Source organism: Mycobacterium sp. E2989 (assembly GCF_001667595.1).
Classification (GTDB): domain Bacteria; phylum Actinomycetota; class Actinomycetes; order Mycobacteriales; family Mycobacteriaceae; genus Mycobacterium.
In genome coordinates this window covers 1-25,050 of sequence record NZ_LZJX01000107.1, presented here as the reverse complement: position 1 = coordinate 25,050, position 25,050 = coordinate 1, and the positions used below count along the sequence as shown (strand labels likewise).

Sequence of the window (25,050 nt, the reverse complement as noted above, 5' to 3'; positions counted from 1 at the left end):
CACGATGAGCTACGACGTCACCTACCGGCTGCGCAACCTCGCCTCCCGGTTGCAGGGGCCGGTCGATGACTTCGGTGAGCAGGCCTTGTTCTATGGCCACACCGTGCGCCATGTCCCCCACGCGATCACCAAGTACCGCAAGGAGACGGTCCGGCTGATCGCCGAAATGACCATGGGCGCTGGGGCGCTGGTCATGATCGGCGGCACCGTGGGCGTCGCCGCCTTCCTGACCCTGGCCTCCGGCGGGGTCATCGCGGTGCAGGGCTACTCGTCGCTGGGCAACATCGGGATCGAGGCGCTGACCGGGTTCCTGTCGGCGTTCCTCAACGTTCGCGTCGTCGCGCCGGTGATCGCCGGAATCGCGTTGGCCGCCACCATCGGTGCCGGTGCCACCGCCCAGCTGGGCGCCATGCGGGTGTCCGAAGAGATCGACGCCGTCGAATGCATGGCGGTGGAATCGGTGTCCTACCTGGTGTCCACCCGCCTGATCGCCGGACTGATCGCGATCATTCCGCTGTACTCGCTGTCGGTGCTCGCCGCTTTCTTCGCGGCCCGCTTCACCACCGTGTACATCAACGGGCAGTCAAAAGGTCTCTACGACCACTATTTCAATACCTTCCTCATCCCGTCGGACCTGCTGTGGTCGTTCCTGCAGGCGATCGTGATGTCCATCGCTGTGATGCTCGTCCATACCTACTACGGCTATAACGCAAGCGGTGGGCCGGTCGGCGTCGGCATCGCGGTCGGCCAGGCCGTGCGCACCTCGCTGATCGTCGTCGTCGTCATCACATTGTTCATCTCACTCGCCGTGTACGGCGCGTCCGGTAACTTCAACCTCTCCGGATAACAGGACCGCTTAAAGGACATGGCAGAAACCGACACGCGACGCACCCACGTCCGGCTGGCAGCCGCGGTGCTGGCCGGCCTGATACTGGCGTTCGCAGTCATCACTTACCTTTCCTACACAGCGGCTTTCGCCTCGATCGACAAGGTCACCGTCTCGGCTCCGCGCGCCGGGCTGGTGATGGAGAAGGGCGCCAAGGTCAAGTACCGGGGCATCCAGATCGGCAAGGTCGAGACCATCGACTACGCCAGTGACCAGGCCCGGCTGACGCTGGGCATCAACAGCAACGACATGCATTTCATCCCCTCGAACGCCACGGTGCACATCGCGGGAAACACCATCTTCGGCGCCAAGGCGGTGGAATTCATTCCGCCGCAGAACCCTTCGCCGACCTCGCTGCGCCCGGACGCCCACGTCGCCGCCTCCTCGGTGCAGCTGGAGGTGAACACGCTCTTCCAGTCGCTGATCGACCTGTTGCACAAGATCGACCCGGTCGAACTCAACGGGACACTGAGCGCGCTGTCCGAAGGCCTGCGCGGTCACGGTGACGACTTCGGCGGCATCCTGACGGGCCTGGACACCCTGACGCGCCAGACGAATCCGAAGCTGCCCGCGCTGCAGGAGGACTTCCGCAAGACGGCGATCGTCGCCAACAACTATGCCGACGCCGCCCCAGACCTGAACACGGTCTTCGACAACCTGCCGACGATCAACAAGACCGTCGTCGACCAGCAGAACAACCTCAATGACACCTTGCTGGCGACGATCGGCCTATCCAACAACGCCTACGAGACGTTGGCCCCGGCCGAACAGAACTTCATCGACGCCATCAACCGGTTGCGGGCACCGCTGAAGGTGGCCGCCGACTATTCGCCGGAATTCGGCTGCCTGTTCGCCGGCATCGAGCGCGGTATCAAGGAATTCGCCCCGCTGATCGGTGTCCGCAAGGCGGGCCTGTTCACGTCGTCGAGCTTCGTGCTCGGCGCGCCGTCGTACACCTACCCGGAGTCGCTGCCCATCGTCAACGCCTCGGGTGGTCCCAACTGCCGCGGGCTGCCGGATATCCCGACCAAGCAGACCGGTGGATCCTTCTACCGCGCCCCGTTCCTGGTCACCGACAACGCCAACATCCCGTACGAGCCGTTCACGGAGTTGCAGTTTGACGCGCCGTCGACACTGCAGTTCTTGTTCCACGGCGCCTTCGCGGAACGGGACGACTTCTGATGGCGGCCGGAACCATGCCCTCGCACCGCTCGATGATGATCAAGGTCAGCATCTTCGCGGCCGCCATGCTGCTGGTGTCCGCGGCGCTGGTGGTGGTCTTCGGCGAGTTCCGGTTCGGTCCCGAAAGCACGTACCACGCAACGTTTACCGACGTGTCGCGGCTGAAGTCGGGTCAGAAGGTCCGCATCGCCGGCGTCCCGGTCGGTGCGGTATCCGGCGTCAAGCTCAACCCGGACAACACCATCGATGTGGCGTTCGGGATCGACAGGCGCTACACGCTGTATTCGTCGACGCGGGCGGTGATCCGCTACGAAAACCTGGTCGGCGACCGATATTTGGAGATCACCTCGGGGCCGGGGGAGCTGCGCAAGCTGCCGCCGGGCGCGACCATCAACTCCCAACACACCCAGCCCGCACTGGATCTCGACGCGCTGCTGGGTGGCCTGCGGCCGGTGCTCAAGGGTCTGGATGCGGACAAGGTCAACACGATCAGCAGCGCCGTCATCGAGCTGCTGCAGGGCCAGGGCGGCGCGTTGTCCAACGTGTTGGCCGACACCAGCGCGTTCTCGTCGGCGCTGGGCCAGCGCGACCAGCTCATCGGTGATGTGATCAACAACCTCAACACCGTGCTCAAGACCGTCGATCAGCGCAGCGCCCAGTTTTCGACCAGCGTCGACCAGTTGCAGCAATTGATCAGCGGGCTGGCCAAGAACAAGGACGACATCGCGGGCGCCATCCCGCCGCTGGCCTCGACGACGACGGATTTGACCGAGCTGCTGCAGAATTCGCGCCGGCCGCTGCAGGGCATCTTAGAAAACACCAGGCCGCTGGCCACCGAGCTGGACAACCGCAAGGCGGAGGTCAACAACGACATCGAACAGCTCGGTGAGGACTACCTTCGGCTGGCCGCACTCGGTGCGTACGGGTCGTTCTTCAACATTTACTTCTGCTCCGTGACGATCAAGATCAACGGCCCGGCCGGCAGCGACATCCTGCTGCCGCTCGGCGGCCAGGTGGATCCCAGCAAGGGGAGGTGCGCTTTTGCCAAGTGACGCAAAGCGCGAGCGCGATCCGCTGCGCACCGGCATCTTCGGGGTGGTGCTGGTGGTGTGCGTCGTGCTCATCGCATTCGGTTACGCGGGGCTGCCGTTCTGGCCGCAGGGCAAGGTTTACGACGCCTACTTCTCGGATGCGGGCGGCATCAATCCCGGAAACGCGGTGTACGTCTCGGGCCTGAAGGTCGGAAAGGTGACGTCGGTCGGGCTGGCCGGCGACAGCGCAAAGATCAGCTTCAGCGTGGATCGCCATGTCGCCGTGGGTGATCAGTCGCTTGCCGCGATCCGCACCGACACCATCCTCGGTGAGCGCTCGATCTCGGTGACCCCGGCGGGCAGCGGCAGGGGGACCACGATCCCGCTCAGCCGCACCACCACGCCGTACACGCTCGCCGGCGCGCTCGAAGATTTGGGCCAGAACGCCGACAACCTGAACAAGCCGCAGTTCGAGCAGGCCCTCAACGTGTTGACCGACACGCTGCACGACGCCACCCCCGAACTGCGCGGTGCGCTCGACGGCGTGACGACGCTATCGCGCACCCTCAACCACCGTGACGAGGCGCTGCAAAGCCTGCTGGCGCATGCGAAGTCGGTGACCGGTGTGCTGGCGCAACGCGCCGACCAGGTCAACAAGCTCGTCGACGACGGCAACGCGTTGTTCGCCGCGCTCGACGAGCGGCGTGCGGCCCTCGGGCGACTGATCGGGGGGATCCAAGGTCTCTCCGCGCAGATCTCCGGGTTCGTCAACGACAACCGCAAGGAGTTCGGTCCGGCACTGAACAAGCTCAACGACGTGCTGAGCAATCTCAACGAGCGCCGCGACTACATCGCGGAGGCCCTCAAACGGCTGCCCACCTACGCCACCGAGCTGGGCGAGGTCGTCGGGTCCGGACCGGGCTTCAACGTCAACGTCTACGGTGTGTTGCCGGCGCCGCTGATCGCGACGATGTTCGACTTCTTCTACCAGCCGGGCAAGATGCCGGCCAGCCTCGCCGATTATCTGCGCGGCCTCATCCAAGAGCGCTGGATCATTAGGCCGAAGTCGCCATGATGAAGCGGATCGCCGGCAGCCGGGGGCTGCGCTACACCACCGCCATCGCGCTCATCGCGGTGTTGGTGGGTGGCGTGTATGTGCTGTCCTCGACCGGCAATTCGCGCCCCATCGTGGGTTACTTCACGTCGGCCGTCGGCCTGTATCCCGGTGACCAGGTCCGCGTGCTCGGAGTGCCGGTCGGCACCATCAGCACGATCGAACCGCGTCCCTCCGACGTCAAGATCACCATGGCGGTGAACAAGGACGTCAAGATCCCGAAGGACGCCAAGGCGATCATCATGTCGCCGAACCTGGTGGCCGCCCGGTTCATTCAGCTGACACCGGCGTACACCGGCGGGGCGGTGCTGCCCGACGGCGGCAGCATCGGCCTGGGCCACACCGGGGTCCCGGTGGAGTGGGACGAGGTCAAGGAGTCGCTGACCAAACTTGCCGTACAGCTCGGCCCCACCACGGGATCGATGCAGGGGCCCCTGGGTCGCGCGATCAACCAGGCCGCGGACACCCTCAACGGCAACGGCGAATCTTTCCACAACGCATTGCGTGAACTCTCGCAAGCCGCTGGGCGGCTGGGGGATTCGCGCAGCGACATCTTCGGCACGGTCAAGAACCTTCAGGTTTTGGTGAACGCACTGTCCGCCAGCAACGAACAGATCGTGCAGTTCGCCGGAAACGTCGCCTCGGTCTCCCAGGTGCTCGCCGACAGCTCCCGGCACCTCGACACGACCCTGGGCACGCTCAACCAGGCGCTGTCCGACATTCGCGGGTTCTTGCACGAGAACAACTCGACCATCATCGAAACGGTCAACAACCTCAACGACTTTGCGAAGACCCTGAGCGACCAGAGCGACAACATCGAGCAGGTGCTGCACGTGGCGGGCCCCGGCATCGCGAACTTCTACAACATCTATGACCCCGCGCAGGGCACGCTCAACGGCCTGTTGTCCATCCCGGAATTCTCCAACCCGGTGCAGTTCATCTGCGGTGGTTCCTTCGAAACGGCGGCCGGGCCGCGCGCGCCCGACTACTTCCGGCGCGCCGAATTGTGCCGTGAGCGGCTGGGTCCGGTGCTGCGCCGGCTCACCGTGAACTACCCGCCGATCATGTTCCACCCGCTCAACACGATCACGGCCTACAAGGGTCAGATCGTCTACGACACCCCGGAAACCCAGGCGAAGTCGGCGACCCCGGTCCCCGAGCTGACCTGGATTCCCGCCAACGGTGGCAAGGCGCCGCCCGCCGCCCAGAACCCGGCGGACCTGCAGGCCTTGCTGGTTCCGACGGCCCCGCAGACGGGTGCCGCCCCGGCCCCCGGGCCGGCCCTGGGCAACGCCGGTCCCGCGCCCGGGCCGACGCCGGGGAGCGCCTTCGGACCCCTACCGGGCCCACCGCCGGGCCAGGCGACGCCGCCGGCTGCGGACCAGGGGGGCGGCTAAATGAACCGGATGTGGTTGCGGGGCGGCGCTTTAGCGGCGGGCAGCGCGTTGCTGGCCGGGTGCCAATTCAGCGGGTTGAATTCGCTGTCGATGCCGGGCACCGCCGGTCATGGCGCCGGCGCCTTCTCCATCACGGTCGACCTGCCCGACGTGGCGACGCTGCCGCAGAACTCGCCGGTCATGGTCGACGACGTCACCGTCGGCAGCGTCGCCGGCATTCAGGCGATGCAGCGTGCCGACGGGTCCTTCTATGCCGCAGTGAAATTGGCGTTGGACAAGAACGTCGTGCTGCCGGCCAATTCGACGGCGACGGTCGCGCAGACGTCGCTGTTGGGTTCGATGCACATCGACCTGGTCCGCCCGAAGGACAAGCCGGCGGTCGGCCGACTGACCGACGGGTCGAAGATCTCCGAATCCCACACCGGCCGCTATCCCACCACCGAGGAAGTGCTGTCGGCCCTCGGCGTCGTGGTGAACAAGGGCAATGTGGGTGCGCTGGAAGAGATCACCGACGAGACCTACCAGGCTTTCGCGGGCCACCAGGACCAGTTCGTCGACCTGGTCCCGCGGCTGGCGGAACTGACCGCGGGACTCAACCGGCAGGTCAACGACATCATCGACGCGGTCGACGGGCTCAACCGATTCTCGGCGAGCCTGGCGCGCGACAAGGACAACCTCGGCCGGGCGCTGGACACGCTGCCCGACGCGATCCGGGTGCTCAACAAGAACCGCGACCACATCGTCGAGGCGTTCAGCGCGCTGCACAAGCTGGCGAATGTCACCTCGCACATCCTGGCCAAGACCAAGGTCGACTTCGCCGCCGACCTCAAGGATCTGTACGCGGCGGCCAAGGCGCTCAACGACAACCGGAAGAACTTCGTCACCTCGCTGCAGCTGCTGCTGACCTTCCCGTTCCCCAACTTCGGCATCAAGAACGCGGTGCGCGGCGACTACCTGAACGTGTTCACCACCTTCGACCTGACCTTGCGCCGCCTCGGCGAGACGTTCTTCACCACGTCGTACGCACTCGATCCGAACATGATGCACATGAGCGAGGTCCTCAACCCGCCGGACTTTTTGGTCGGCGAGATGGCCAACCTGTCCGGACAGGCGGCCGATCCGTTCAAGATTCCGCCCGGCACGGCTTCAGGACAGTAGGGGGCGGAAGCGGATGCATGACAAACTGACCAGGATCCAACTCTGGATCTTCGCGGTGATCACCGCGATCACCCTGACGATCATGGCAATCTTCTATCTGCGGCTGCCCGCCACGTTCGGCATCGGCACCTACGGCGTCAGCGCGGATTTCGTCGCGGGCGGCGGACTGTACAAGAACGCCAACGTCACCTATCGCGGCGTCGCCGTCGGTCGCGTGGAGTCGGTGGACCTCAACCCCACCGGCGTCACCGCCGCGATGCGGCTGAACAGCGGGACACCCATCCCGTCGAACGTCACCGCCACGGTCAAGAGCGTGTCGGCCGTAGGTGAGCAGTACATCGACCTGGTGCCGCCGAGCACACCGGCAACGACCAAGCTGCGCAACGGGTCTCGTATCGACCGGCAGAACACCAGGATCGGCCAGGACGTCGCCGACCTGTTGAAGCGGGCGGAGGCGCTGACCAACAGCCTGGGCGACACCCGGCTGCGCGAGCTGTTGCACGAGACGTTCATGGCGACCAATGGGTCGGGCCCCGAGTTGGCGCGGCTGTTCGAGTCCGCCCGATTGCTGGTGGACGAGGCCAACGCGAATTATCCGCAAGCCTCCCAGTTGATCGACCAGGCCGGGCCGTTCCTGGAAGCGCAGATCCGTGCCGGCGCGGACATCAAGACGCTGTCGGACGGGTTGGCGCGGTTCACCTCGGAGGTGCGCCAGGCCGACCCGCAGCTGCGCTCGACGCTGGCCACCGCCCCGGGGGCGACCGACGAGGCCAGCACCGCGTTCTCCGGCATCCGGCCGTCCTTCCCGGCGCTGGCGGCCAGCCTGGCAAACCTGGGCCGGGTCGGCGTGATCTACCACAAATCGATCGAGCAGCTGCTGGTGGTGCTGCCGGCGCTGTTCGCCGCGATCACCACGGCCGCCGGCGGCACGCCCCAGGACGAGGGCGCCAAGCTCGACTTCAAGCTCGACCTCAACGACCCGCCGCCGTGCGCCGTCGGCTTCCTCCCTCCGCCGCTGATGCGCACCCCGGCCGACGAGACCGTGCGCGAGCTGCCGAGGGACATGTACTGCAAGGTGGCCCAGAACGATCCGAGCACCGTGCGCGGCGCCCGCAACTATCCGTGTCAGGAGTTCCCGGGCAAACGGGCGCCGACGGTTCAGCTCTGCCGCGACCCGAAAGGCTATGTGCCCGTTGGCCGTAACCCGTGGCGAGGCCCGCCGGTGCCCTACGACACCCCGGTCACCAACGGGCTGAACACCCTGCCGCCCAACAAGTTCCCGTACATCCCCCCGGGTGCCGATCCCGATCCGGGTATTCCGATCGTCGGGCCGCCGCCCCCAGGTGTCGTCCCCGGGCCGGGACCGGCGCCGCACCAGCCGGCGTACGACCCGCCGCCGCCGAACGACAGGCCGCCGCCGCCCGGCAACCCGGCGTGGATGCCGCCGGGCGTGCCTCCGGTGCCGCCCCAGCTTCCGTACCCGAAGTGGCTGCCGCCGCCGGCGCCGCCGGAGGGGATCAACCCACCGCCGGCGGGCCCGGGACCGGAGAAGCCGTGGGGACCGCCGCCGGGGGCGTCGCAGCCGCAGGCCAGCGGGCCGGCGTACGCCACCTATGACGAGCGGACCGGCGCGTTCAAGGACCCAGCCGGGGGCACTGGTATTTTCGCGGCCGGTGCTAGCGGCGCATCCAGCGCCGAGAATTGGGTGGACCTGATGCTTGATCCGAGGCCGATGTAGTGGCAGACGAGCCAACGGCCGGTGTGCGCGCTCGTCGTCGCGCCTCGCGCGCGGCGGGCCCCGCCAAAGGCGACTCGAGTCAGGCCCCCACCGTGCAGGTGGAGGCCGCGCCGACGACGGCGGCCAAGCCCGTCAAGACCCTCAAGTCGGTCAAGCCGCCACCGCGGCGGCGACCGCACCGAACGCTGGTGGCGGCGATCTCGTTCGCGGCGGCGCTGTTGGCGATCGGCGCCCTGGCCGCTTGCGTGGCCGTGCTCGTCGTCCAGCAACGGCATGCCACTGCGCAACAGGCGCGCGAGCAACGGTTCGTCGACACCGCCACCCAGACGGTGGTCAACATGTTCAGCTACAAACAGGACAACATCGACGAGAGCGTGAACCGCTTCTACAACGGCACCAGCGGGCCGCTGCGCGGAATGCTGGGCGCCAACAACAACATCGAGAACCTCAAGGGCATCTTCCGCTCCACCAACGCGACGTCGGAGGCCGTCATCAACGGCGCCGCCCTGGAGGGCATCGACACCGTCACCGACAATGCGTCCGTGCTCGTTTCGGTTCGCGTCACGGTCGCCGACATCGACGGCGTGAACAAGCCGTCCATGCCGTATCGCCTGCGGGTGATCGTGCACGAGGACGAGCAGGGCCGGATGACGGGTTACGACCTGAAGTATCCCAACGGGGGTAATTGATGCGCTGGCGGCGCTGGCTGCTCGTCGTCGCGGGCTACCTCCTGATTGCGGTGTTCGTCGGGTTGTCCGCGGCGGCCGGCTGGTTCTACTGGGGCCGGGTGCAGACGCGCGGCGAACAGGCGGCGCGCGCGGTGCTACCGGGCTTGGCCACCAAGGAGATTCCCGAGGTCTTCGCCTACGACTACCAGACGGTGGAACGCAGCCTCAGCGACGCGTATCCGTTGTTGACCCCCGACTATCGCCAGGAATTCCGGAAAAGCGCCAACGCGCAGATCATTCCGGAGGCCAAGAAGCGTGAGGTGGTGGTCCAGGCCAGCGTGGTGGGCGTGGGTGTGATGACCGCCAAACGTGATTCGGCATCACTGATGGTCTACATGAACCGCACGGTGACGGACAAAACGCGCCAGCCGCTCTACGACGGCAGCCGGTTGCGGGTGGACTTCAAGAAGATCGGCAAGCAGTGGCTGATCAACTACATCACACCGATCTAGCCGAAGCGGGTATCAGAAGCAGATCGCGATCTCGTTGCATCGCAACGGGTAACGCTGCACCGGGCTGGGCGGGGGTCCGTTGAGCGTCAGCGAGAACGGCTGCTTCTTCATGTCGGGCTGCAGCCCGCAGACGGCGCCGTGCAGGATCGTGTGGGTGCCGGTGAGTGTTTCATCGCTGAATGCGTAGGTCTCGGTGGTCGGCGCGGTGCCGCCGCCGGGACATGACACGCCGTTCGCCTTATCCACCTTGAAGGTCCACAGCATGCTGGACATCCGGGCCCGGCCGCTGAAGTTCTGCAACTTGTCCGCGGCGCTGATCTGTTCGTTCGTAGAGCTCACGATGTTCAGGGCGCAGTTCATCGCCCACACGATCGGGTCTGAGTAGTCGTTCAGGTTCCGGGTTCCGTTCGGCTGGTCGCACAGCGCCGAGATCGTCCAAATCACGCCAGACGCACCAGCCTCGTTCAAGGTGTAGGTGCCGTCCGGCGGCGGACCGACCGCATGGGCCGGGTCACCGGAGTCCAAAGCAATTCCGATGGCGACGGCCGAGAATATGCCGGCGCCAGCGGCCAGCCCACGACGGAGCTTCACGGTGCCCTCCCTTCCGGGCCTTCCCCTTCACCGATGCATCGAGTATCACAGCGTTTGTCCGGCAACACCATGGGTTCGCGCGGCCTACTTGGCATCCGGCGGGCGCGGCTCCGCCAGCGCGTCCAGGAATGACCGCGCCCAACGGTCGACGTCATGAACGAGCACCTGGCGCCGCATCGCCCGCATCCGGCGCCTGCCCTCCTCGGCGGGCTGGTTGAGCGCGGCTTCGATCGCGTCCTTGACCCCGTCCAGGTCGTGCGGGTTGACCAGATAGGCCTGCCGGAGTTCCGATGCGGCGCCGGTGAATTCGGACAACACCAGCGCGCCGCCGAGATCGCTTCGGCAGGCGACGTATTCCTTGGCCACCAGGTTCATGCCGTCGCGCAGCGGGGTGACCAGCATGACGTCGGCGGCCACGAAGAAGGCGATCAATTCGTTGCGGGGGACCGGGCGGTGTAGGTAATGCACCACCGGATGGCCCACCTCCGCGTACTCGCCGTTGATGTGGCCCACTTGGCGTTCGATGTCGTTGCGCAGAATCTGGTAGCTCTCGACGCGTTCGCGGCTGGGCGTCGCGAGCTGAACCAGCACGGTGTCGTCGCGCTTGGCGCGGCCCTCCGCCAGCAGCTCCGAGAAGGCCTTGAGCCGGACGTCGATGCCCTTGGTGTAGTCGAGCCGGTCGACGCCGAGCAGCACCTTGCGGGGGTTGCCCAGCTCCGCCCGGATCTCCCGGGCGCGGCGCCTGACGTCGCGGTCGCGGGCCGCCTGGTCGAGCGAGCCCGAATCGATGGAAATGGGAAACGCGCCCACGCGGACGATGCGCGAGCCGAGGTCGACCTCGCCGTACCGCGAGCGCACCCCGACCGATCCGCGGGAGGTGTTGGCGCCGATCAACCGGCGGGACAGGATCAGGAAGTTCTGGGCGCCCCCGGCCAGGTGAAAACCGACCAGGTCGGCGCCGAGCAACCCCTCGACGATCTCGGTGCGCCACGGCAGCTGCATGAACAGTTCCACCGGCGGGAAGGGGATGTGCAGGAAGAAGCCGATGGTCAGGTCGGGCCGCAGCTCCCGCAGCATCTTGGGGACCAGCTGCAGCTGGTAATCCTGCACCCACACGGTCGCGCCGCGGGCGGCGGCGCGGGAGGTGGCTTCGGCGAAGCGCCGGTTCACCTCGACGTAGCGTTCCCACCACTCGCGGTGGTAGATCGGCTTGACGATGACGTCGTGGTAGAGCGGCCACAGCGTGGCGTTCGAGAATCCCTCGTAGTACTGCGCGATGTCGTCGGTGCTCAGCCGCACCGGGCGAAGCTCGAGGTCCTCCTGGACGATGGGCTCGTCGTCGAAATCGGGCTCCTCCTCGGCGATGCCCGCCCAGCCCACCCACGCGCCACGCCTGCGGCGCAGCAGCGGCTCCAGTGCCGTCACCAGGCCGCCCGGGCTGCGCTTCCACGCCTTGGTGCCGTCGGGGAGCCGTTCCTGGTCCACCGGCAGCCGGTTGGCGACCACCACGAAGTCGGAATTCCCGAAGGTCGGCGTCTTCGAGTCGTGCCGGTCCCCGGGAGTCATTTACGCGTCGAGTTTTGCGGGCCCAATGCCGAGCATGGACAGGAAAACGCGGCACTCGTCGGCATCGGTGGCGTACGCCGCGACGACTCGCCTGGCCTGGCTGGCCGTGCTGTCGGCAACCGGTTCGACGTCGCCGATCTCGGCAGGGTCAGATTTCGTAGCCATGACTTAACTGTAGGTGATGCGGGGATGCGCGGGTGGCTGAGGACTTGATCTTCGAGTTCCTCCCGGCTCAGCCACCCACCGGTGACCCGCTTACACACTGGCCGTAATGTGTAAAGACGTCGGACCTGACAACGAGCGAGGTGGGCCGCATGACACTCTCAGAGCAAGCCGGTGCCCAGCCGGGCAGCGCCGATGCCGAAGAGTTGGTGAGCTACGAAACCCTCGACGAGGGCCGCATCGCGCGGATCTGGCTCAACCGGCCCGACGCCCACAACGCGCAAAGCCGCGGCCTGCTGATCCAGCTGGACGAGGCGTTTCTGCGCGCCGAGGCCGACGACACCGTGCGCGTGGTGATTCTGGCCGCGCGCGGCCGCAACTTCTCCGCCGGCCATGACTTGGGCTCCGAGCTGGCGATCGCCGAGCGCAGCCAGCTGCCCAGCTTCCGCATCAACGGCGGGACCCGCGATCCCATCGCGGAGAAGATCTACCTGCAGGAGTGGCACTACTTCTTCCAGAACACCTGCCGTTGGCGGGACTTACGCAAGATCACCATCGCCCAGGTGCAGGGCAATGCGATCTCCGCGGGCCTGATGCTGATCTGGGCGTGCGATCTGATCGTGGCGGCCGACAACGCCAAGTTCAGCGATGTGGTCGCGGTGCGCTTGGGCATGCCGGGCGTCGAATATTACGCGCACCCTTGGGAATTCGGCCCGCGCAAGGCCAAGGAGCTGCTGCTGACCGGTGATTCGCTCGACGCCGATGAGGCCTACCGGCTCGGCATGCTGTCCAAGGTGTTCCCGGTCGACGAGCTGGCCGAAAAGACACTGGAATTCGCGCGACGCATCGCCGACCGGCCCACGATGGCGGCCCTGCTGGTGAAGGACTCGGTCAACGCCGCCTCCGACGCAATGGGATTCACCGAGGCGCTGCGCCACGCCTTCCACATCCACGAGCTGGGGCACGCACATTGGGCCGCCCACAACGAGAACCGGTACGCGGTCGGTCTGCCGCCCGACGTCGAAGACTGGCGCACCGCGAAGCCGACGCAGGTGGCCCGCCGCGATACGCCGTAGCCTCGCCGGCGGTGTGCGGTACCCGTTGCCGCGGGCAGTCCTCCGCGTGGTTCGATATCTAGAACCTGTTTCAGTTGAGAGGGCGTCGCGTGCAGCTTTCTTTCGAAAACCGGACATATCTGGTCACCGGCGGCGGTAGCGGAATCGGCAAGGGAGTGGCGGCCGGACTGGTCGCGGCCGGCGCCTCGGTCATGATCGTGGGCCGCAACCCCGACCGGCTGGCGGGCGCCGTCAGCGAGATCGAAGCGCTGTCGGGTGCCGGCTCCATCCGCTACGAGCCGGCCGACATCACCAACGAGGAGGAGGCCGCCCGCGCGGTCGACGCCGCGACGGCATGGCATGGTCGCCTGCACGGCGCGGTGCACTGTGCGGGCGGGTCCGAAACGATCGGCCCGATCACGCAGGTCGACTCCGAGGCCTGGCGGCGGACGGTCGACCTCAACGTCAACGGCACCATGTACGTGCTCAAGCACACGGCCCGCGCGTTGGTGAGCGGCGGGGGTGGCTCCTTCGTGGGCATCTCGTCGATCGCGGCGAGCAACACCCATCGCTGGTTCGGCGCGTACGGGGTCACCAAGTCGGCGGTCGACCACCTGATGATGCTGGCGGCGGATGAGCTGGGCCCGTCCTGGGTGCGGGTCAACAGCGTCCGCCCAGGCCTGATCCGCACGGATCTGGTGACGGCCATTACGGATTCACCGGAGCTGAGCGCCGACTACAGCGCCTGCACGCCGCTGCCGCGCGTCGGTGAGGTCGAAGACGTCGCAAACCTGGCCATGTTCCTGCTCAGCGACGCCGCCTCCTGGATCACCGGCCAGTGCATCAACGTCGATGGCGGCCACATCCTGCGCCGCGGCCCGGACTTCTCCGCGATGCTGGAACCCGCGTTCGGCGCCGACGCGCTACGCGGGGTCGTCTGACGTCAGGCCGGCGTCGCGCTCGGCGAGCGTGGCCAGCGCCGACCAGTCCAGCTGCCCGCCGCCCGTCGCCACCAGCGTCAGGAAGCGGTCGCGGAGCAGGCTGGCTACCGGCAGCGGCACTTCGAGCTGTTCCGCGGCGGCGAGGGCCAGGCGAACGTCCTTGAGGCCCAGCCGCGCGGCGAAGCCGGCCGGCTCGAATTGCCGTCGCGCGATCAACCCGCCGTAAGTCTGGTAGGCGGGTGCGGAGAACAACGTCGAGGTGAGGATGTCCACGTACTGCTGCCTGTCGACCCCGGCCTTGGCGACCAACGCGACGGCTTCGCTGAGGCTTTCGATCACCGAAGCGATCAGGAAGTTGCCGCTCAGCTTCACCAGGTTGGCGGTGTGCGGTTGCTCGGACACCACGAAGGTGCGCTGCCCGATCGCGTCGAACAGCGGGCTCAACGGCTGCAGCACCTGCGGCTCACCCGCCGCGACCACGAAAAGCTTTGCGGCCGCGGCCGCCTCGGGCCTGCCGAACACCGGCGCCGCGACGAACCGCTGGCCGGCATCGGCGTGCGCGGCCGCCAGGCGCTCCGAGAGGGCGACGCTGATGGTGCTCGACGAGACGTGCGTCGCGCCGGGCGCCAGCGAAGCGACGATGCCGCCCTCGCCAAAGGCCACGCCCTCGACGGCCCGGTCGTCGGCCAACATGGTGAACACGACCTCGGCGTTGCACGCGTCGGCGACGGTGCCCGCCGCGGACGCGCCGGCCTGGACGAGCGCCTCCGCCTTTTCGGGGGAGCGGTTGTAGACGGTGACGCGGTGGCCCGCCTTCAGCAGGTTGGCGGCCATGCCCCCGCCCATGTTGCCCAGGCCGATGAATCCGATGTCCATGCCTCCACTGTGCCCGCTCCCTACGATGATGGGCACGCCTAGTGACGGGAGCGGCAGATGAAGCGACTCGAGGGCCAGCGGGTCTTGGTGACCGGCGCGGCGTCGGGGATCGGGCAGGCGACCGCCCTGCGGCTCCTCGACGAGGGCGCCACCGTGGTGGCCTCCGACGTCGCGGAGGGCGGCCTGGACGCCACGCGCGGCCGCGCGGAGGAGGTCGGCACCGCCGACCGCCTCACCACCATGCCGATGGACGTGGGCAACGAGGAGTCGGTGATCGACGGCGTGTGCCTCGCCGTCGAAAAGCTCGACGGCTTGGACGCATTGGTCAACGCCGCCGGCATCCTGCGCGCCGCCCACACCCACGAGACCACCCTGGAACTGTGGAACCAAATCGTCGGCGTCAACCTGACCGGCACGTTTCTCGTTGTGCGGGAAGCGCTTCCGACGCTACTGGCGAATCGGCGCAGCTCGATCGTCAACTTCAGTTCGACCTCGGCCTCTTTCGCCCACCCCTACATGGCGGCGTACGCCGCGAGCAAGGGCGGAATCCAGGCGTTCACTCATTCGCTGGCGCTCGAATACGCCCGCGATGGGCTGCGCGCGGTGTGCGTGGCGCCGGGCAGCATCAAGTCCGGGATCACCGACGCAACGGGCGGATACATCCCGAAAGACGCTGACTGGGCGCTCTTTTCGAGGCTGATGCCGATCCTGCCGACCACGGTGGAATCCAGCGGCACCGGGATGGCCGACCCGTCCGTGGTGGCCGGGGTGATCGCGATGCTGGTGTCCGAGGACGGCGCGTTCATCACCGGCACCGAGATCCGCATCGACGGCGGGACGCACGCGTAGCCCCGATGGCGGCGACCCGCTTCGCCCGGCTTCGCCGCGCTCGCGATCGCCGCTGCTAGTTAACGCACGGCACGCCGCCGCCGTCGATCGGCTTCCCCTGATCGGGCGTCGGATAGGTCGTGGTGGTGCCGTTGTAGTAGTAGGTCTTGGCCTTGCTTGACGTTGTGGTGCTGGCGCTTTCGTCCGTCGTGCCGTCGTCGACCATCGACACCGAGAAGTTGGTATCGACGGTCACCCTGATGTGGCCGGGCTGGACAGTGGGATCGGGATGGCTAGGCGCGTCGAGGCCGAGCAGTTTGGCCACGTTGCCCGCGTCGGTCTCCGCCCCGGCGCCGTATGCGACCGTGCTGGCGGTGGGTTCGCCCGAATTGCGGTCGCGGGTCTGGCCCGTCGTGTAGCCGTGGTTTTTCAGCGCGCGGGCCACCTCGCTCGCGAGTCCGCTCATGCTGCCGGCGTTGACCACGTCGACGACGGTCGACGGGCTCGGCTTGGCGGCCGTGGTGGCGGGCGCCGTGGTCGTCGGTGAGGCGCCGATCGCGGCGGCCACCTCGGCCTTGATCGCGGCCGGGTCGATGATGTTGACGTCCTGGCCGTCGATGTTGTCGTAGCGCACCACCGGCAGCGTCCGGAACTCGACGTTGCCGCTGGAGGCCAGCGAACCCAGGCGCTGGATCATCTCCTCGTCCCAACCGCCCGACAGCACCACGTCCTTGCGCGCCACCGCCATGAGGCTCTTGAGCTTGTCCAGGTTGGTGAAGGTGCCCGCGGCCTGCAGCTCCTGCATGACCGACGAGATGAACGCCTGCTGCCGGTGGGTGCGGTCCAGGTCCCCGTTTTCCAGGCCGTGGCGCTGCCGGACGAAGGACAGGGCCTGGGACGCGTCCAGCGTCTGTCGCCCGGCCGGGAAGTCCGCGCCGGAGTACGAGTCGTAGACGGGATGGTTGAGGCAGACTTCCACCCCGCCGAGGGTTTGCGCCAGGTCGTAGAACCCGGCCAGGTTGACCTCGGCGAAATAGTCGATCGGGACGCCGGTCAGGTTGCGCACCGCGCGCAGGGTGGCGGCGCGGCCGGCCTCACGGCCCTTGGTCTCGAGTTCCTTCTGGCTGACGCCGCCCTGATTGGCGAGCTTGTTCGCGACGTACTGCTTGGTGAGCCCGTACGCCTCCTTGATCTTGATGTGGTTGTATCCGGGCACCCCGGTGAAGGGCACCCAGTCGTCGCGGGGGATGGAGAAGGCCACCACTTTGTTGTCTGCGCTGACGTGGACCAGGATCAGCGTGTTGGTGTTGTACCCGCCGTCGTCGGAATCGCCGGCGTGCAGATGCTTGAGGATCGACCAGGGCAGGTCGTTGCCGTCCTGGTCCTTGCGGGAGTCCAGCCCGATCAGCAGGATGTTCATGTCGTCGCCGGTGGACCGCGGGTCGTCGGGGCGCAGGGCGTCGGAAACGGTGATGCCGCCCAGCGCGCCGTGGGCCACGTAGTACCCCGCCCCGGTCAGACCGATCGCCGCAACCGAGACCAGCGCGCCCAAGGTGCGCGTCAGCCCCTTGCGGAAACGTGAGGGTTGACGGACGGCTCGATGACGGCGATGGGCACCGCCCGAGCGGGCCATCACAAAACTCTGCCCGGACCCAGCGCATCGCCGGGCACCGCAACGGCGGTTTGCGGCGATGTCGCTTCCAGCATGGTGTCAAGTATGCGTTAGCTTGCTGTGAAGCCCCCAATCGAAAAAGCGCCGCGGGCCGGGCGCATGCCGCGGGCCAACCGCGGATTCACGGCGGAAATTCGCGCCTGACCAGCGCATTCTCGTATCGGCGTCGCGCGGTGGTTTCGACTAGGTCACATCGCCCGCCAGACCGACTCGAACTCGTTATCGAGCCGATACGACGGCTAGCGGGCTTTGACCAGGTCCTCGCCGGAATCGTAGAAAATGGTGATGTTCGATCCCGTCAGGATCTCGGCGAAGTACACACCGAGTGGCTCGACCTCGTAGTAGTAGTGCACGTTGCCCTGGCGGTCGACCGCCGTCGCGCACGACAGGCCCGGCGCTCCGCATCGTTGCTTGACGGGTATGGCGAGAACGGCGAGCGCCACCACCACCGCAATCCCGATCATCAGCGGAAGCCTGTTGAATGCCCGCCTCGTCGTTGGTGCCGGATGCATCACCGCTGGAGTGTATGCGGCGTACCCGCCCGAATCGGTGCGGCGCAGTAGGGTTTCTCAGCGATGGCCACTGCAAATCCGGACGGCGCGGCGTCGCCGCAGACCCGGGTCGAAGTACTGGGCAACATCGGACCCAACTGGTTCGCGTCGGTGATGGGCACCGGGATCGTGGCCGTCGCCGGCGCCACGCTGCCGGTGCACGTGGTGGGTTTGCGCGCATTCGCGCAAACCGTCTGGGTGATCGCCGGCGTGCTGCTCGTGGCGCTGATCGTCCTGGTCGGGGGGCATTGGCTGCGGCACCCAACCGTGGCGCGCACGCATGCGCGCAATCCGCAGATGGCGCACTTTTACGGCGCCGCGCCGATGGCGCTGATGACGGTCGGCGCGGGGGCGGTGCTCGTCGGCCGGGATCTCTTGGGTGAGCGCGTAGTCGTCGACCTGGACTGGGTGTTGTGGACCGGGGGAACGCTGGGCGGGCTGTTCACCGCGGTGAGCATCCCGTATTTGATGTTCACCCAGCACAGCGTGGGCCCCGACGCGGCCTTCGGCGGGTGGCTGATGCCGGTGGTGCCGCCCATGGTGGCCGCGGCCACCGGAGCCCTGCTGCTGCCGCACATGGCGGCTGGCACCGGTCGCGAAACCATGCTCTTCGGCTGCTATGCGATGTTCGGGCTGTCGCTGCTGGCTTCCCTGAACATCATCGCGATGATCTGGGCGCGCCTGACGCTGTACGGCACGTCGGGCTCGGCTCGGGTGCCCACGCTGTGGATCGTGCTGGGACCGCTCGGCCAATCCATCACCGCCGCAGGGCTTTTGGGTGCCAGCGCCGGCCCCGCCGTCGACCCCGCGGTGGCGGAGGACCTGAACACCTTCGCGATCCTCTACGGGGTTCCGGTGTGGGGCTTCGCGGTGTTGTGGATCGCGCTGGCCACCGCGCTGACCGTGCGCACGCTGCGGCGCGGCATGCCCTTCGCCCTGACGTGGTGGAGCCTGACCTTCCCGGTCGGAACCTTCGTCACCGGAACCTCGCAGCTCGCCGGCCACACTCATCTGCCGGCGTTTCGGGTGGCCGCGGCCATCGCGTATGCGGGGCTGTTGTTCACCTGGCTGTTGGTGGCCGTCCGCACCGCGCGGGGCAGCCTGCGCGGCAACCTGCTCAAGGTGCCGCCCAGCACCGCGCCGGTGAAGGTCGGCAAGGAACCGGTGTCCTGACGGCGGCGGGCTCAATCCGCCGCAAGCACCTCGTTGGCCGCGCGCTCGCCCGATTGCGCTGCGCCGCTTACACAATGGTACGGATAGGTGGCCGTGTCCACGCCCGCCCAATGGAGGCGGCCCACCGGCTCGCGTACTGCCGGCCCGAATCCGGCACCCGTCCAGACCCCCGGCCCCATGCAGCCCGCGAAATCCCCGCGCGTCCACTCGTCCATCGACCAGTTGAACTCGAAATAGGAATCCGGCTCGGGGTTCTGCGGCATGACCGCCGGGAACGTGATCGTTTCGGACAGATGCTCACCGTCCGAGCCGAAGCGGTGCGACATCTCCTTCAATATCTGTGCCCTGCGCTCGGCGCGGGTCAGACGATTGAAGTCGCGGGCTTTGTCGCCGGCGACGAAAACGCCCATCAGGCCGGGCTTCTCACTGCTCTCGTCAAACCCGCATTCCCGCGCGTTGGGACTGTAGTCGCCCGGATAGATGGAGATGGATTCGCCCACCAAACCTTGCTTGCGCCAGAACGCTTCGTCATAACAGAGCCAGATCTTCCAGAACGAACCCGTCGGCACGCGGTGCTGCAGCTGCGCGCGGTCGGGCGGCAGGATCGGATCGAAGCGAATGAAGTTGGTCATCGAGATGTTCGTCGCGACGACGACGCGCCGCGCTCGCACTCTGAGGCTGTCCGCGCTGACCGTGACACCGTCGGCGTCCTGGGCGATGTGGTGGACCGGCGCATCCACATGCACGGCGCCCGGGCCCAGCTTGGCCACGATTCGATCCGCCATCTGCTGCATCCCACCGCGGACGCGGTATTGCTGCGCCTGCCCCGGAGCCTGGCCGCTCATGTTGAAAAGCTTGCTCCGGTAGGTCTTGAGCACGAAAAGCCAATGCAGCAAGGAACATGCGCCGAGTTCGACGCCGGTGTATCCGACTATCGCCGCTCCCAGCAGCGCCCTGGCATCCCTGGTGAGCACGTTCAAGTCGAACCAGGACTGGACGGTCATCTGATCCGCTTCGCGGGTCGTGCTCGCTCCAAGAGTCACGGTGAACGGGAATTTGACGTCGTCCCACGGCGCCTGGGGATTAACGACCTCCGACATCTTCTCCATGCTGAGGATGGCCTTGCCCAAATCCAATTTGGCGGCCATGGCAATCGGCGGCAGCGCCTTCAAGGGGTTGGAATCGTGGGCGTCATACGTGTGGACCTTGTGCGAGGAGTCCACAAACACGGTCTTGCCGCGGTCGTACTGCGCATACACTTCGACGCCGAGTTCGTCCATGAGCCGTCGGACGTCGGGCTGCGCCTCCTCGTCCCCCACCCACTGGCCGCCGATCTCGAACAGCGTGCCGTCCGAGAGGTGTGCGCTCCAGGTGCGACCACCGATGCGCGGCGCGGCTTCGAGCACCGCGACCGAGTGCCCTGCTTGATGAAGGCGGTAGGCCGCGGTCAGTCCGGCGTATCCCGCGCCCACGACACAGAAATCGGCTTCGTGCTGGGACATCGTTGTCCTCCTCGCCGCCAGACGTTCGACCGGGGAACTGTACGCGCTCTTCAAGGTGGCCGGGTGAAGTTTGCGACTTCTCCCGTTGAACGAAGGCGAAGTCAGGCCGTCCCGGTCCTAGGCGTTTTGATCCCCGGGGGTGACGGGTAGGCAACCGTGAGCCGATCGGGAGGGCTGAACGACCAACGAGACGCGCGAGCGGCCCAGCCGCTTGATTAGGACCGGAGGTTAAGGATGCGTGCCGAGGAAGGCGACGAAACCGTCAAGGACTACGCCGCGGAGGGGAAGCAGACTCTGGGCAGGATCAAGGCTTCTCAACGAGCGGGGACCAGGCTTGGCGACGTCGCCAAGCGGTTCGCCCGGTTGTGGCGAGGCGATCACCCGGCGGACGGGCACGGGACATAAGTCACGCGGGCGCCGGATACCGGTGCGCCCACGGGCTGGCTTCCTCCAGCTGGGCCGCCAGCTGCAGGAGGTCGCCGTCGGCGCCCAACCGCCCCACCAACTGCACGCCGAGGGGAAGCCCGGCGTCCGTCCAATGCAGCGGCACGCTGATCGCGGGGCGCCCGGTGATGTTCGCGAGCTGCGTGTACGGCACCCAGCCCAAGTTCTCGCGAATCAACTGGTCGAGGATCCCACTGCGCGCCAATGCTTTTCCCGCCCGCAGCCTACTGGCCGCCCTCGCCAGCCGTTGGACTGGGCGCGACGTCGCGGTGGCGCCGATCCGCAGGGGTGGGGCGGCCAGGGTGGGGGTCAGCAAGCAGTCAAAGCTTTCGTGGAAGGTCGCCAGCGACCGGATGTGGTTGTTGCGGTTTTCCAACGCGAAGATGGGCGGCAAAACACCGGTGGCCCTGGCCAATTCGCTCACGGCCAGCGTGTCCGCCTCGAAATCTCGGTCCCGGGCCCCGGTGCGCTGTTTGGCGTCGGCGACGTGTTGATACAGCTGAGCGAACCAGATCGTCAGGAAGTCGCGTGCCAGGGCGTCGTCGTCGTACGGGGGCGCGACCTGCTCGACGTGGTGCCCCAGTTCGGCAAGGAGTGTCGCCGCGCGTTCCACCGCGGCGACGGCCTCCCGGTCCGGGTTGGGGTTGATGGCCGAGGACCACGAGTACCCGATCCGCAGCGCGGCGGGGCGACGCCGGATGTGCTCGGTGAAAGCCATTGGCGGAAGCGCGACTTCGTACGCGGCGTGCGGATCGCGGCCGACGATCGCGTCGCAGAGCGCGGCGCTGTCGCGCACGGTGCGGGACACGACGCCCTGGGTCACCATCCCGAACATCGGCTCGCCGGTCTGCGGCCCGTACGGCGACAGCCCACGGCTGAACTTCAGGCCGACGAGCCCGTTGCAGGCGGCGGGGATGCGGATCGATCCGCCACCGTCGTTGGCCCCGGCCGCCGGCACGATCCCGGCCGCGACCGCCGCACCGGAGCCGCCCGAGGAGCCGCCGGGTGTGTGCGCGGTGTTCCACGGGTTGCGCGCGGGGCCCCAGTAATCGGATTCCGTGACGCCCTTGGCGCCGAACTCGGGAGTGTTGGTCATCGCGAAGATCACCAACCCCGCGTCGAGGAACCGCTGCGTCACCAGGGCATGCCGGTCGGCCACGTCGTTGGCCAGTGACCGGGAACCGCTCGAGGTGGGAAAGCCGCGGTACTCCTGGGCGAGGTCCTTGATCACGAATGGCACACCGGCGAACGGGCCGCGCAGGTTCGGGTCGGCGGCCCGGGTGTCCGCCACCTCGCCGAGGCGTCTGACGATCGCGTTCAGCCGGGGGTTCACCGCGTCCGCTCGCTGGCGTGCCAACGCGAGAAGTTCGGCCGGCGTGACCTGCTTGCGCTCGACGAGCTCGGCCAACGCGGTCGCGTCCAAGGTCATGTACTCGTCAAGATGCATCGGTTTCTCCTCTGGACGCCCCGCTGCATCGTATTGAAGCGGCTTAGTATCACCTGATGCCCATGGCAGTTGAACCGTTCTCGATCCAGGGGCCCGGCGGCGTGCGCATCGTCGCCGACCGGCTGGGCGATCCGCAGGCGCGGGCGGTGGTGTTCCTGCACGGCGGCGGGCAGACCCGCCGGTCGTGGGGCAAGGCCGCCGCCGCCGTGGCCCAGCGGGGTTGGCAAGCCGTCACCGTCGACCTGCGCGGGCACGGCGAGTCCGACTGGTCCGACGAGGGCGACTACCGCGTCGTCAGTTTCGCCCGCGACGTTCAGGAGGTGCTCGGCGCGCTGCCCGCACAACCGGTGCTGGTCGGCGCCTCGTTAGGTGGGTTCACCTCGATGCTGTTGGCGGGGGAGCTTTCGCCGGGCATCGCCAGCGCGGTCGTGTTGGTGGACATCGTGCCGAACATGGACCAGTCCGGGGCGAATCGGATTCATGCCTTCATGTCCGATCGGGTGGAATCGGGGTTTGCCTCGCTTGACGAGGTCGCCGACGCGATCGCCGAGTACAACCCGCACCGGCCCCGGCCAACCGACCTCGACGGCCTGACCACAAATCTGCGCCGCCGCGGCGATCGCTGGTACTGGCACTGGGACCCCCAGTTCATCAGCGGGACGGCGGCGTATCCGCCCTTCGAGGTCACCGACCCCGACCGCATGCACGCGGCCGTCGAGGCGATCTTGCGCGATCGCGTGCCGATGTTGTTGGTTCGGGGCCAGATGAGTGATCTGGTCAGCCAGGAACGCGCCGACGAGTTCCTGGCCCGCTTCCCGCAGGTCGAGTTCACCGACGTGCGCGGGGCGGGGCACATGGTCGCCGGCGATCGCAACGACATTTTCGCCGACGCGGTCCTGAGTTTCCTTGCCCGCCACGTCGCCGGCTGATCCGGCTGGTTTCCGCGCGAAAGCCCTTGTCCGACGGGGCATTCGCTAAACGTTCTGTCGCTCACGTCAATTCGCTTGCGTTCGGCCGGCGGTCGGGACTTACCCTTCGGGCGGCCCAACGCTGCTCGCGCTGTTAGCATGCTGCCCGACACATCAAGAGAGGCGGCGTGGCCATGCGGTGGTTGCCAGGGTTGGGATTGGTCGGTGCCGTGTTCGTCGCCGCGACGATGTTGGCGAATCCGGCGCGAGCGGATGGAAGCGTTACCCCGGGCATCAAGGTGGACGACGAAAACAGCTCGTGCACGGCGGGTTTCGCGGCGCAGGGCAACGACGGCAGCTATTACCTGATGACCAGTGGCCACTGTGACGCCCACGATGGTTCGTTGTGGACGTACGGAAATGACGTTCCGCTAGGGAGAATCACCGCCAGCGAAAAGGAAGGCGACACGAAGGACGCCGCGATCATCCTCCTCGACCCGAGCGTCGGAGCCCCATTCGGACATGTCGGTGGAACGTATGAGGTCCGGGATGTGTTGAGCGCGGGCCAGATTCATCAGGGGATGCCGTTCTGCAAATTGGGTGCCGTCACAGGTGAGACCTGTGGTGTGGTCAAGCATGTCGACGGCGGCGTCGTCGAAGCCAGCGTGTACAGCCTCAACGGCGACAGCGGCAGCCCGGGTTTCGTGAAGAACTCGGACGGCACCGTCAGTGCGGTCGGTCTGTTGATGTCATCACCCGACGGGGACGACTACACGACCTACTTCACGCTCATCGATCCGCTGCTGGGCAGGTGGGGTTTACACGTCCTGCCCTGACGGCAGGCGGCCGAGCGTAACTCAGCGTTTGCCACACCCGGCGAGCGGGTATCCACGCCCGCGGTATCGATCGGGACTCGCTAGGTTGACGAGGCCAATGAGTTGTGCAGTGCGACACCAGCGACACGAAGGAGAGCATTAGTGAAGCGTGGGATCGTCGTCGGCGTGGCGGGCGTGGCCGTGGTGGCCGCGGCTTGCGCCGGCTGCTCGAGCAACAAGTCCAACACGGGCTCGTCCGGCTCTTCGCCGTCGACGTCCGGCCCGCAGGTCATCGTCGACGGTCAGGCGCAGAACGTCAGCGGCCAGGTCACCTGCGCCCAGGCGGGCGACAACACCAACATCGGCATCGGTGACCCGACGGCCGGAGTCGGCGCCGTGGTCAGCAACGCCACCCCGCCCATCGTTCACTCCGTCGGACTCGGCAGCGTCAACGGGATCACGCTCGGCTTTTCCGACGCGGCTCCCAACCAAGGCGGCAACGCCGGAGCCGCGGTGAACGGAAAGACCTACGCAATCAAGGGCACCGCGACCGGGCTCGACATGAGCAACCCACAGCAGCCGCAGGCGGTGACCAAGTCATTCGAGTTAAACGTGACCTGCCCGTAGTGCGGGCGATCGACAGGCAAGAGGGGACGCAGCTATGTCTATGAAACGTGTCGTCAGTGCGGCGGCGGTCGCGGCCGGGCTGAGCTTCTCCGCGGTCGCATTGAACGCGGGTTCGGCCTTCGCGGCCCCGCTCGACCCCGCGCCGCCGTGCCCCGGCTGCCACGGTGGTGGCGGCGGAGGCGGTGGCGGGGGCAACCCCGGCACCG

The 25,050-nt window shown here is 67.2% G+C and carries 25 protein-coding genes; 17 read left to right on the top strand and 8 right to left on the bottom strand.

Going from position 1 to position 25,050, the window contains the following annotated elements; translation table 11 throughout:
* Positions 1–4 precede the first annotated feature (4 nt).
* From A5680_RS18655 to A5680_RS18615, 9 genes are read left to right on the top strand one after another with little or no spacing between them, the layout of a single operon-like run.
* Entirely contained in the window at positions 5–847 is an 843-nt protein-coding gene (locus A5680_RS18655; protein WP_055403190.1) for an ABC transporter permease, read from the top strand.
* 18 nt (positions 848–865) lie between these two features.
* On the top strand, positions 866–2,068 hold the full coding sequence (locus A5680_RS18650) for an MCE family protein (protein ID WP_067821962.1): 1,203 nt from the start codon (positions 866–868) through the stop codon (positions 2,066–2,068).
* The gene (locus A5680_RS18645; RefSeq protein WP_067821960.1) at positions 2,068–3,120 is read left to right on the top strand and encodes a virulence factor Mce family protein; all 1,053 of its coding nucleotides are present in this window, start codon (positions 2,068–2,070) and stop codon (positions 3,118–3,120) included. Before A5680_RS18650 ends, A5680_RS18645 begins: the two co-directional genes overlap by 1 nt.
* A complete protein-coding gene (locus tag A5680_RS18640) occupies positions 3,110–4,174 on the top strand; it encodes a virulence factor Mce family protein (protein ID WP_067821957.1) in 1,065 nt (354 codons plus the stop codon). Before A5680_RS18645 ends, A5680_RS18640 begins: the two co-directional genes overlap by 11 nt.
* Positions 4,171–5,610, top strand: a complete 1,440-nt coding sequence (locus A5680_RS18635; RefSeq protein ID WP_055403294.1) for a virulence factor Mce family protein — start codon at positions 4,171–4,173, stop codon at positions 5,608–5,610. The genes A5680_RS18640 and A5680_RS18635 overlap by 4 nt, the downstream gene beginning before the upstream one ends.
* Complete coding sequence (locus tag A5680_RS18630; RefSeq protein ID WP_055403293.1) at positions 5,611–6,768, top strand: MCE family protein; 1,158 nt, start codon at positions 5,611–5,613, stop codon at positions 6,766–6,768.
* A gap of 13 nt (positions 6,769–6,781) precedes the next feature.
* The gene (locus A5680_RS18625; RefSeq protein ID WP_055403292.1) at positions 6,782–8,506 is read left to right on the top strand and encodes a virulence factor Mce family protein; all 1,725 of its coding nucleotides are present in this window, start codon (positions 6,782–6,784) and stop codon (positions 8,504–8,506) included.
* Positions 8,506–9,195 (top strand): mammalian cell entry protein, encoded by a 690-nt coding sequence (locus A5680_RS18620; protein ID WP_156349548.1) that lies wholly within the window; start codon positions 8,506–8,508, stop codon positions 9,193–9,195. Before A5680_RS18625 ends, A5680_RS18620 begins: the two co-directional genes overlap by 1 nt.
* A complete protein-coding gene (locus A5680_RS18615) occupies positions 9,195–9,686 on the top strand; it encodes a mammalian cell entry protein (protein ID WP_067821955.1) in 492 nt (163 codons plus the stop codon). The genes A5680_RS18620 and A5680_RS18615 overlap by 1 nt, the downstream gene beginning before the upstream one ends.
* Before the next feature lie 12 nt (positions 9,687–9,698).
* On the opposite strand, the gene A5680_RS18610 is transcribed toward A5680_RS18615, so the two are convergent.
* From A5680_RS18610 to A5680_RS25880, 3 genes are all read right to left on the bottom strand, one after another.
* On the bottom strand, positions 9,699–10,277 hold the full coding sequence (locus A5680_RS18610) for a hypothetical protein (protein WP_067821952.1): 579 nt from the start codon (positions 10,275–10,277) through the stop codon (positions 9,699–9,701).
* A gap of 84 nt (positions 10,278–10,361) precedes the next feature.
* Positions 10,362–11,843: a trehalose-6-phosphate synthase gene (locus tag A5680_RS18605; protein WP_067821950.1), complete on the bottom strand. Its 1,482-nt coding sequence runs from the start codon at positions 11,841–11,843 to the stop codon at positions 10,362–10,364.
* Complete coding sequence (locus A5680_RS25880) at positions 11,844–12,008, bottom strand: hypothetical protein (protein WP_156349547.1); 165 nt, start codon at positions 12,006–12,008, stop codon at positions 11,844–11,846.
* Between the two features lie 149 nt (positions 12,009–12,157).
* Between A5680_RS25880 and A5680_RS18600 the strand changes: the two genes are divergently transcribed.
* Entirely contained in the window at positions 12,158–13,081 is a 924-nt protein-coding gene (locus A5680_RS18600; RefSeq protein ID WP_067821948.1) for an enoyl-CoA hydratase, read from the top strand.
* A gap of 89 nt (positions 13,082–13,170) precedes the next feature.
* Entirely contained in the window at positions 13,171–14,001 is an 831-nt protein-coding gene (locus tag A5680_RS18595; RefSeq protein WP_067821942.1) for an SDR family oxidoreductase, read from the top strand.
* On the opposite strand, the gene A5680_RS18590 is transcribed toward A5680_RS18595, so the two are convergent.
* Entirely contained in the window at positions 13,984–14,877 is an 894-nt protein-coding gene (locus A5680_RS18590) for an NAD(P)-dependent oxidoreductase (RefSeq protein ID WP_055403286.1), read from the bottom strand. The two genes, A5680_RS18595 and A5680_RS18590, sit on opposite strands and share 18 nt — an antisense overlap.
* A gap of 57 nt (positions 14,878–14,934) precedes the next feature.
* On the opposite strand from A5680_RS18590, the gene A5680_RS18585 reads away from it, so the two are divergent.
* Entirely contained in the window at positions 14,935–15,726 is a 792-nt protein-coding gene (locus A5680_RS18585) for an SDR family NAD(P)-dependent oxidoreductase (RefSeq protein WP_067821939.1), read from the top strand.
* Between the two features lie 55 nt (positions 15,727–15,781).
* Here the strand turns inward: A5680_RS18585 and A5680_RS18580 are convergent, their stop codons facing one another.
* Together A5680_RS18580 and A5680_RS18575 are read right to left on the bottom strand one after the other, a co-directional pair.
* On the bottom strand, positions 15,782–17,338 hold the full coding sequence (locus A5680_RS18580) for an LCP family protein (protein ID WP_156349546.1): 1,557 nt from the start codon (positions 17,336–17,338) through the stop codon (positions 15,782–15,784).
* Positions 17,339–17,616: 278 nt separating this feature from the next.
* On the bottom strand, positions 17,617–17,889 hold the full coding sequence (locus A5680_RS18575; protein ID WP_055403283.1) for a hypothetical protein: 273 nt from the start codon (positions 17,887–17,889) through the stop codon (positions 17,617–17,619).
* 63 nt (positions 17,890–17,952) lie between these two features.
* Between A5680_RS18575 and A5680_RS18570 the strand changes: the two genes are divergently transcribed.
* Complete coding sequence (locus tag A5680_RS18570) at positions 17,953–19,101, top strand: TDT family transporter (RefSeq protein WP_055403282.1); 1,149 nt, start codon at positions 17,953–17,955, stop codon at positions 19,099–19,101.
* An 11-nt stretch (positions 19,102–19,112) separates the two neighbouring features.
* On the opposite strand, the gene A5680_RS18565 is transcribed toward A5680_RS18570, so the two are convergent.
* Positions 19,113–20,603 (bottom strand): FAD-dependent oxidoreductase, encoded by a 1,491-nt coding sequence (locus A5680_RS18565; protein ID WP_055403281.1) that lies wholly within the window; start codon positions 20,601–20,603, stop codon positions 19,113–19,115.
* A gap of 234 nt (positions 20,604–20,837) precedes the next feature.
* On the opposite strand from A5680_RS18565, the gene A5680_RS26080 reads away from it, so the two are divergent.
* Positions 20,838–21,008 (top strand): hypothetical protein, encoded by a 171-nt coding sequence (locus A5680_RS26080; RefSeq protein ID WP_197281245.1) that lies wholly within the window; start codon positions 20,838–20,840, stop codon positions 21,006–21,008.
* Position 21,009: 1 nt separating this feature from the next.
* On the opposite strand, the gene A5680_RS18560 is transcribed toward A5680_RS26080, so the two are convergent.
* Complete coding sequence (locus A5680_RS18560) at positions 21,010–22,494, bottom strand: amidase (protein WP_067821936.1); 1,485 nt, start codon at positions 22,492–22,494, stop codon at positions 21,010–21,012.
* Positions 22,495–22,556: 62 nt separating this feature from the next.
* On the opposite strand from A5680_RS18560, the gene A5680_RS18555 reads away from it, so the two are divergent.
* The 3 genes from A5680_RS18555 to A5680_RS18545 all read left to right on the top strand — a co-directional run bounded on the left by A5680_RS18555 (position 22,557) and on the right by A5680_RS18545 (position 24,844).
* The gene (locus tag A5680_RS18555) at positions 22,557–23,423 is read left to right on the top strand and encodes an alpha/beta fold hydrolase (RefSeq protein WP_197499812.1); all 867 of its coding nucleotides are present in this window, start codon (positions 22,557–22,559) and stop codon (positions 23,421–23,423) included.
* A 173-nt stretch (positions 23,424–23,596) separates the two neighbouring features.
* Entirely contained in the window at positions 23,597–24,238 is a 642-nt protein-coding gene (locus A5680_RS18550) for a S1 family peptidase (protein ID WP_369808545.1), read from the top strand.
* Positions 24,239–24,379: 141 nt separating this feature from the next.
* A complete protein-coding gene (locus A5680_RS18545) occupies positions 24,380–24,844 on the top strand; it encodes a lipoprotein LpqH (protein ID WP_067821927.1) in 465 nt (154 codons plus the stop codon).
* The last annotated feature ends 206 nt before the right edge of the window (positions 24,845–25,050 follow it).

What these genes read in the sequence shown, in the direction of transcription:
- A5680_RS18655 (WP_055403190.1), top strand. Translation starts at nt 5, where the DNA reads ATGAGCTACGACGTCACCTACCGGCTGCGCAACCTCGCCTCCCGGTTG.
- A5680_RS18650 (WP_067821962.1), top strand. Translation starts at nt 866, where the DNA reads ATGGCAGAAACCGACACGCGACGCACCCACGTCCGGCTGGCAGCCGCG.
- A5680_RS18645 (WP_067821960.1), top strand. Translation starts at nt 2,068, where the DNA reads ATGGCGGCCGGAACCATGCCCTCGCACCGCTCGATGATGATCAAGGTC.
- A5680_RS18635 (WP_055403294.1), top strand. Translation starts at nt 4,171, where the DNA reads ATGATGAAGCGGATCGCCGGCAGCCGGGGGCTGCGCTACACCACCGCC.
- A5680_RS18630 (WP_055403293.1), top strand. Translation starts at nt 5,611, where the DNA reads ATGAACCGGATGTGGTTGCGGGGCGGCGCTTTAGCGGCGGGCAGCGCG.
- A5680_RS18625 (WP_055403292.1), top strand. Translation starts at nt 6,782, where the DNA reads ATGCATGACAAACTGACCAGGATCCAACTCTGGATCTTCGCGGTGATC.
- A5680_RS18615 (WP_067821955.1), top strand. Translation starts at nt 9,195, where the DNA reads ATGCGCTGGCGGCGCTGGCTGCTCGTCGTCGCGGGCTACCTCCTGATT.
- A5680_RS18605 (WP_067821950.1), bottom strand. Translation starts at nt 11,843, where the DNA reads ATGACTCCCGGGGACCGGCACGACTCGAAGACGCCGACCTTCGGGAAT.
- A5680_RS25880 (WP_156349547.1), bottom strand. Translation starts at nt 12,008, where the DNA reads ATGGCTACGAAATCTGACCCTGCCGAGATCGGCGACGTCGAACCGGTT.
- A5680_RS18600 (WP_067821948.1), top strand. Translation starts at nt 12,158, where the DNA reads ATGACACTCTCAGAGCAAGCCGGTGCCCAGCCGGGCAGCGCCGATGCC.
- A5680_RS18590 (WP_055403286.1), bottom strand. Translation starts at nt 14,877, where the DNA reads ATGGACATCGGATTCATCGGCCTGGGCAACATGGGCGGGGGCATGGCC.
- A5680_RS18585 (WP_067821939.1), top strand. Translation starts at nt 14,935, where the DNA reads ATGAAGCGACTCGAGGGCCAGCGGGTCTTGGTGACCGGCGCGGCGTCG.
- A5680_RS18580 (WP_156349546.1), bottom strand. Translation starts at nt 17,338, where the DNA reads ATGGCCCGCTCGGGCGGTGCCCATCGCCGTCATCGAGCCGTCCGTCAA.
- A5680_RS18575 (WP_055403283.1), bottom strand. Translation starts at nt 17,889, where the DNA reads ATGCATCCGGCACCAACGACGAGGCGGGCATTCAACAGGCTTCCGCTG.
- A5680_RS18570 (WP_055403282.1), top strand. Translation starts at nt 17,953, where the DNA reads ATGGCCACTGCAAATCCGGACGGCGCGGCGTCGCCGCAGACCCGGGTC.
- A5680_RS18565 (WP_055403281.1), bottom strand. Translation starts at nt 20,603, where the DNA reads ATGTCCCAGCACGAAGCCGATTTCTGTGTCGTGGGCGCGGGATACGCC.
- A5680_RS26080 (WP_197281245.1), top strand. Translation starts at nt 20,838, where the DNA reads ATGCGTGCCGAGGAAGGCGACGAAACCGTCAAGGACTACGCCGCGGAG.
- A5680_RS18560 (WP_067821936.1), bottom strand. Translation starts at nt 22,494, where the DNA reads ATGCATCTTGACGAGTACATGACCTTGGACGCGACCGCGTTGGCCGAG.
- A5680_RS18555 (WP_197499812.1), top strand. Translation starts at nt 22,557, where the DNA reads ATGGCAGTTGAACCGTTCTCGATCCAGGGGCCCGGCGGCGTGCGCATC.
- A5680_RS18550 (WP_369808545.1), top strand. Translation starts at nt 23,597, where the DNA reads ATGCGGTGGTTGCCAGGGTTGGGATTGGTCGGTGCCGTGTTCGTCGCC.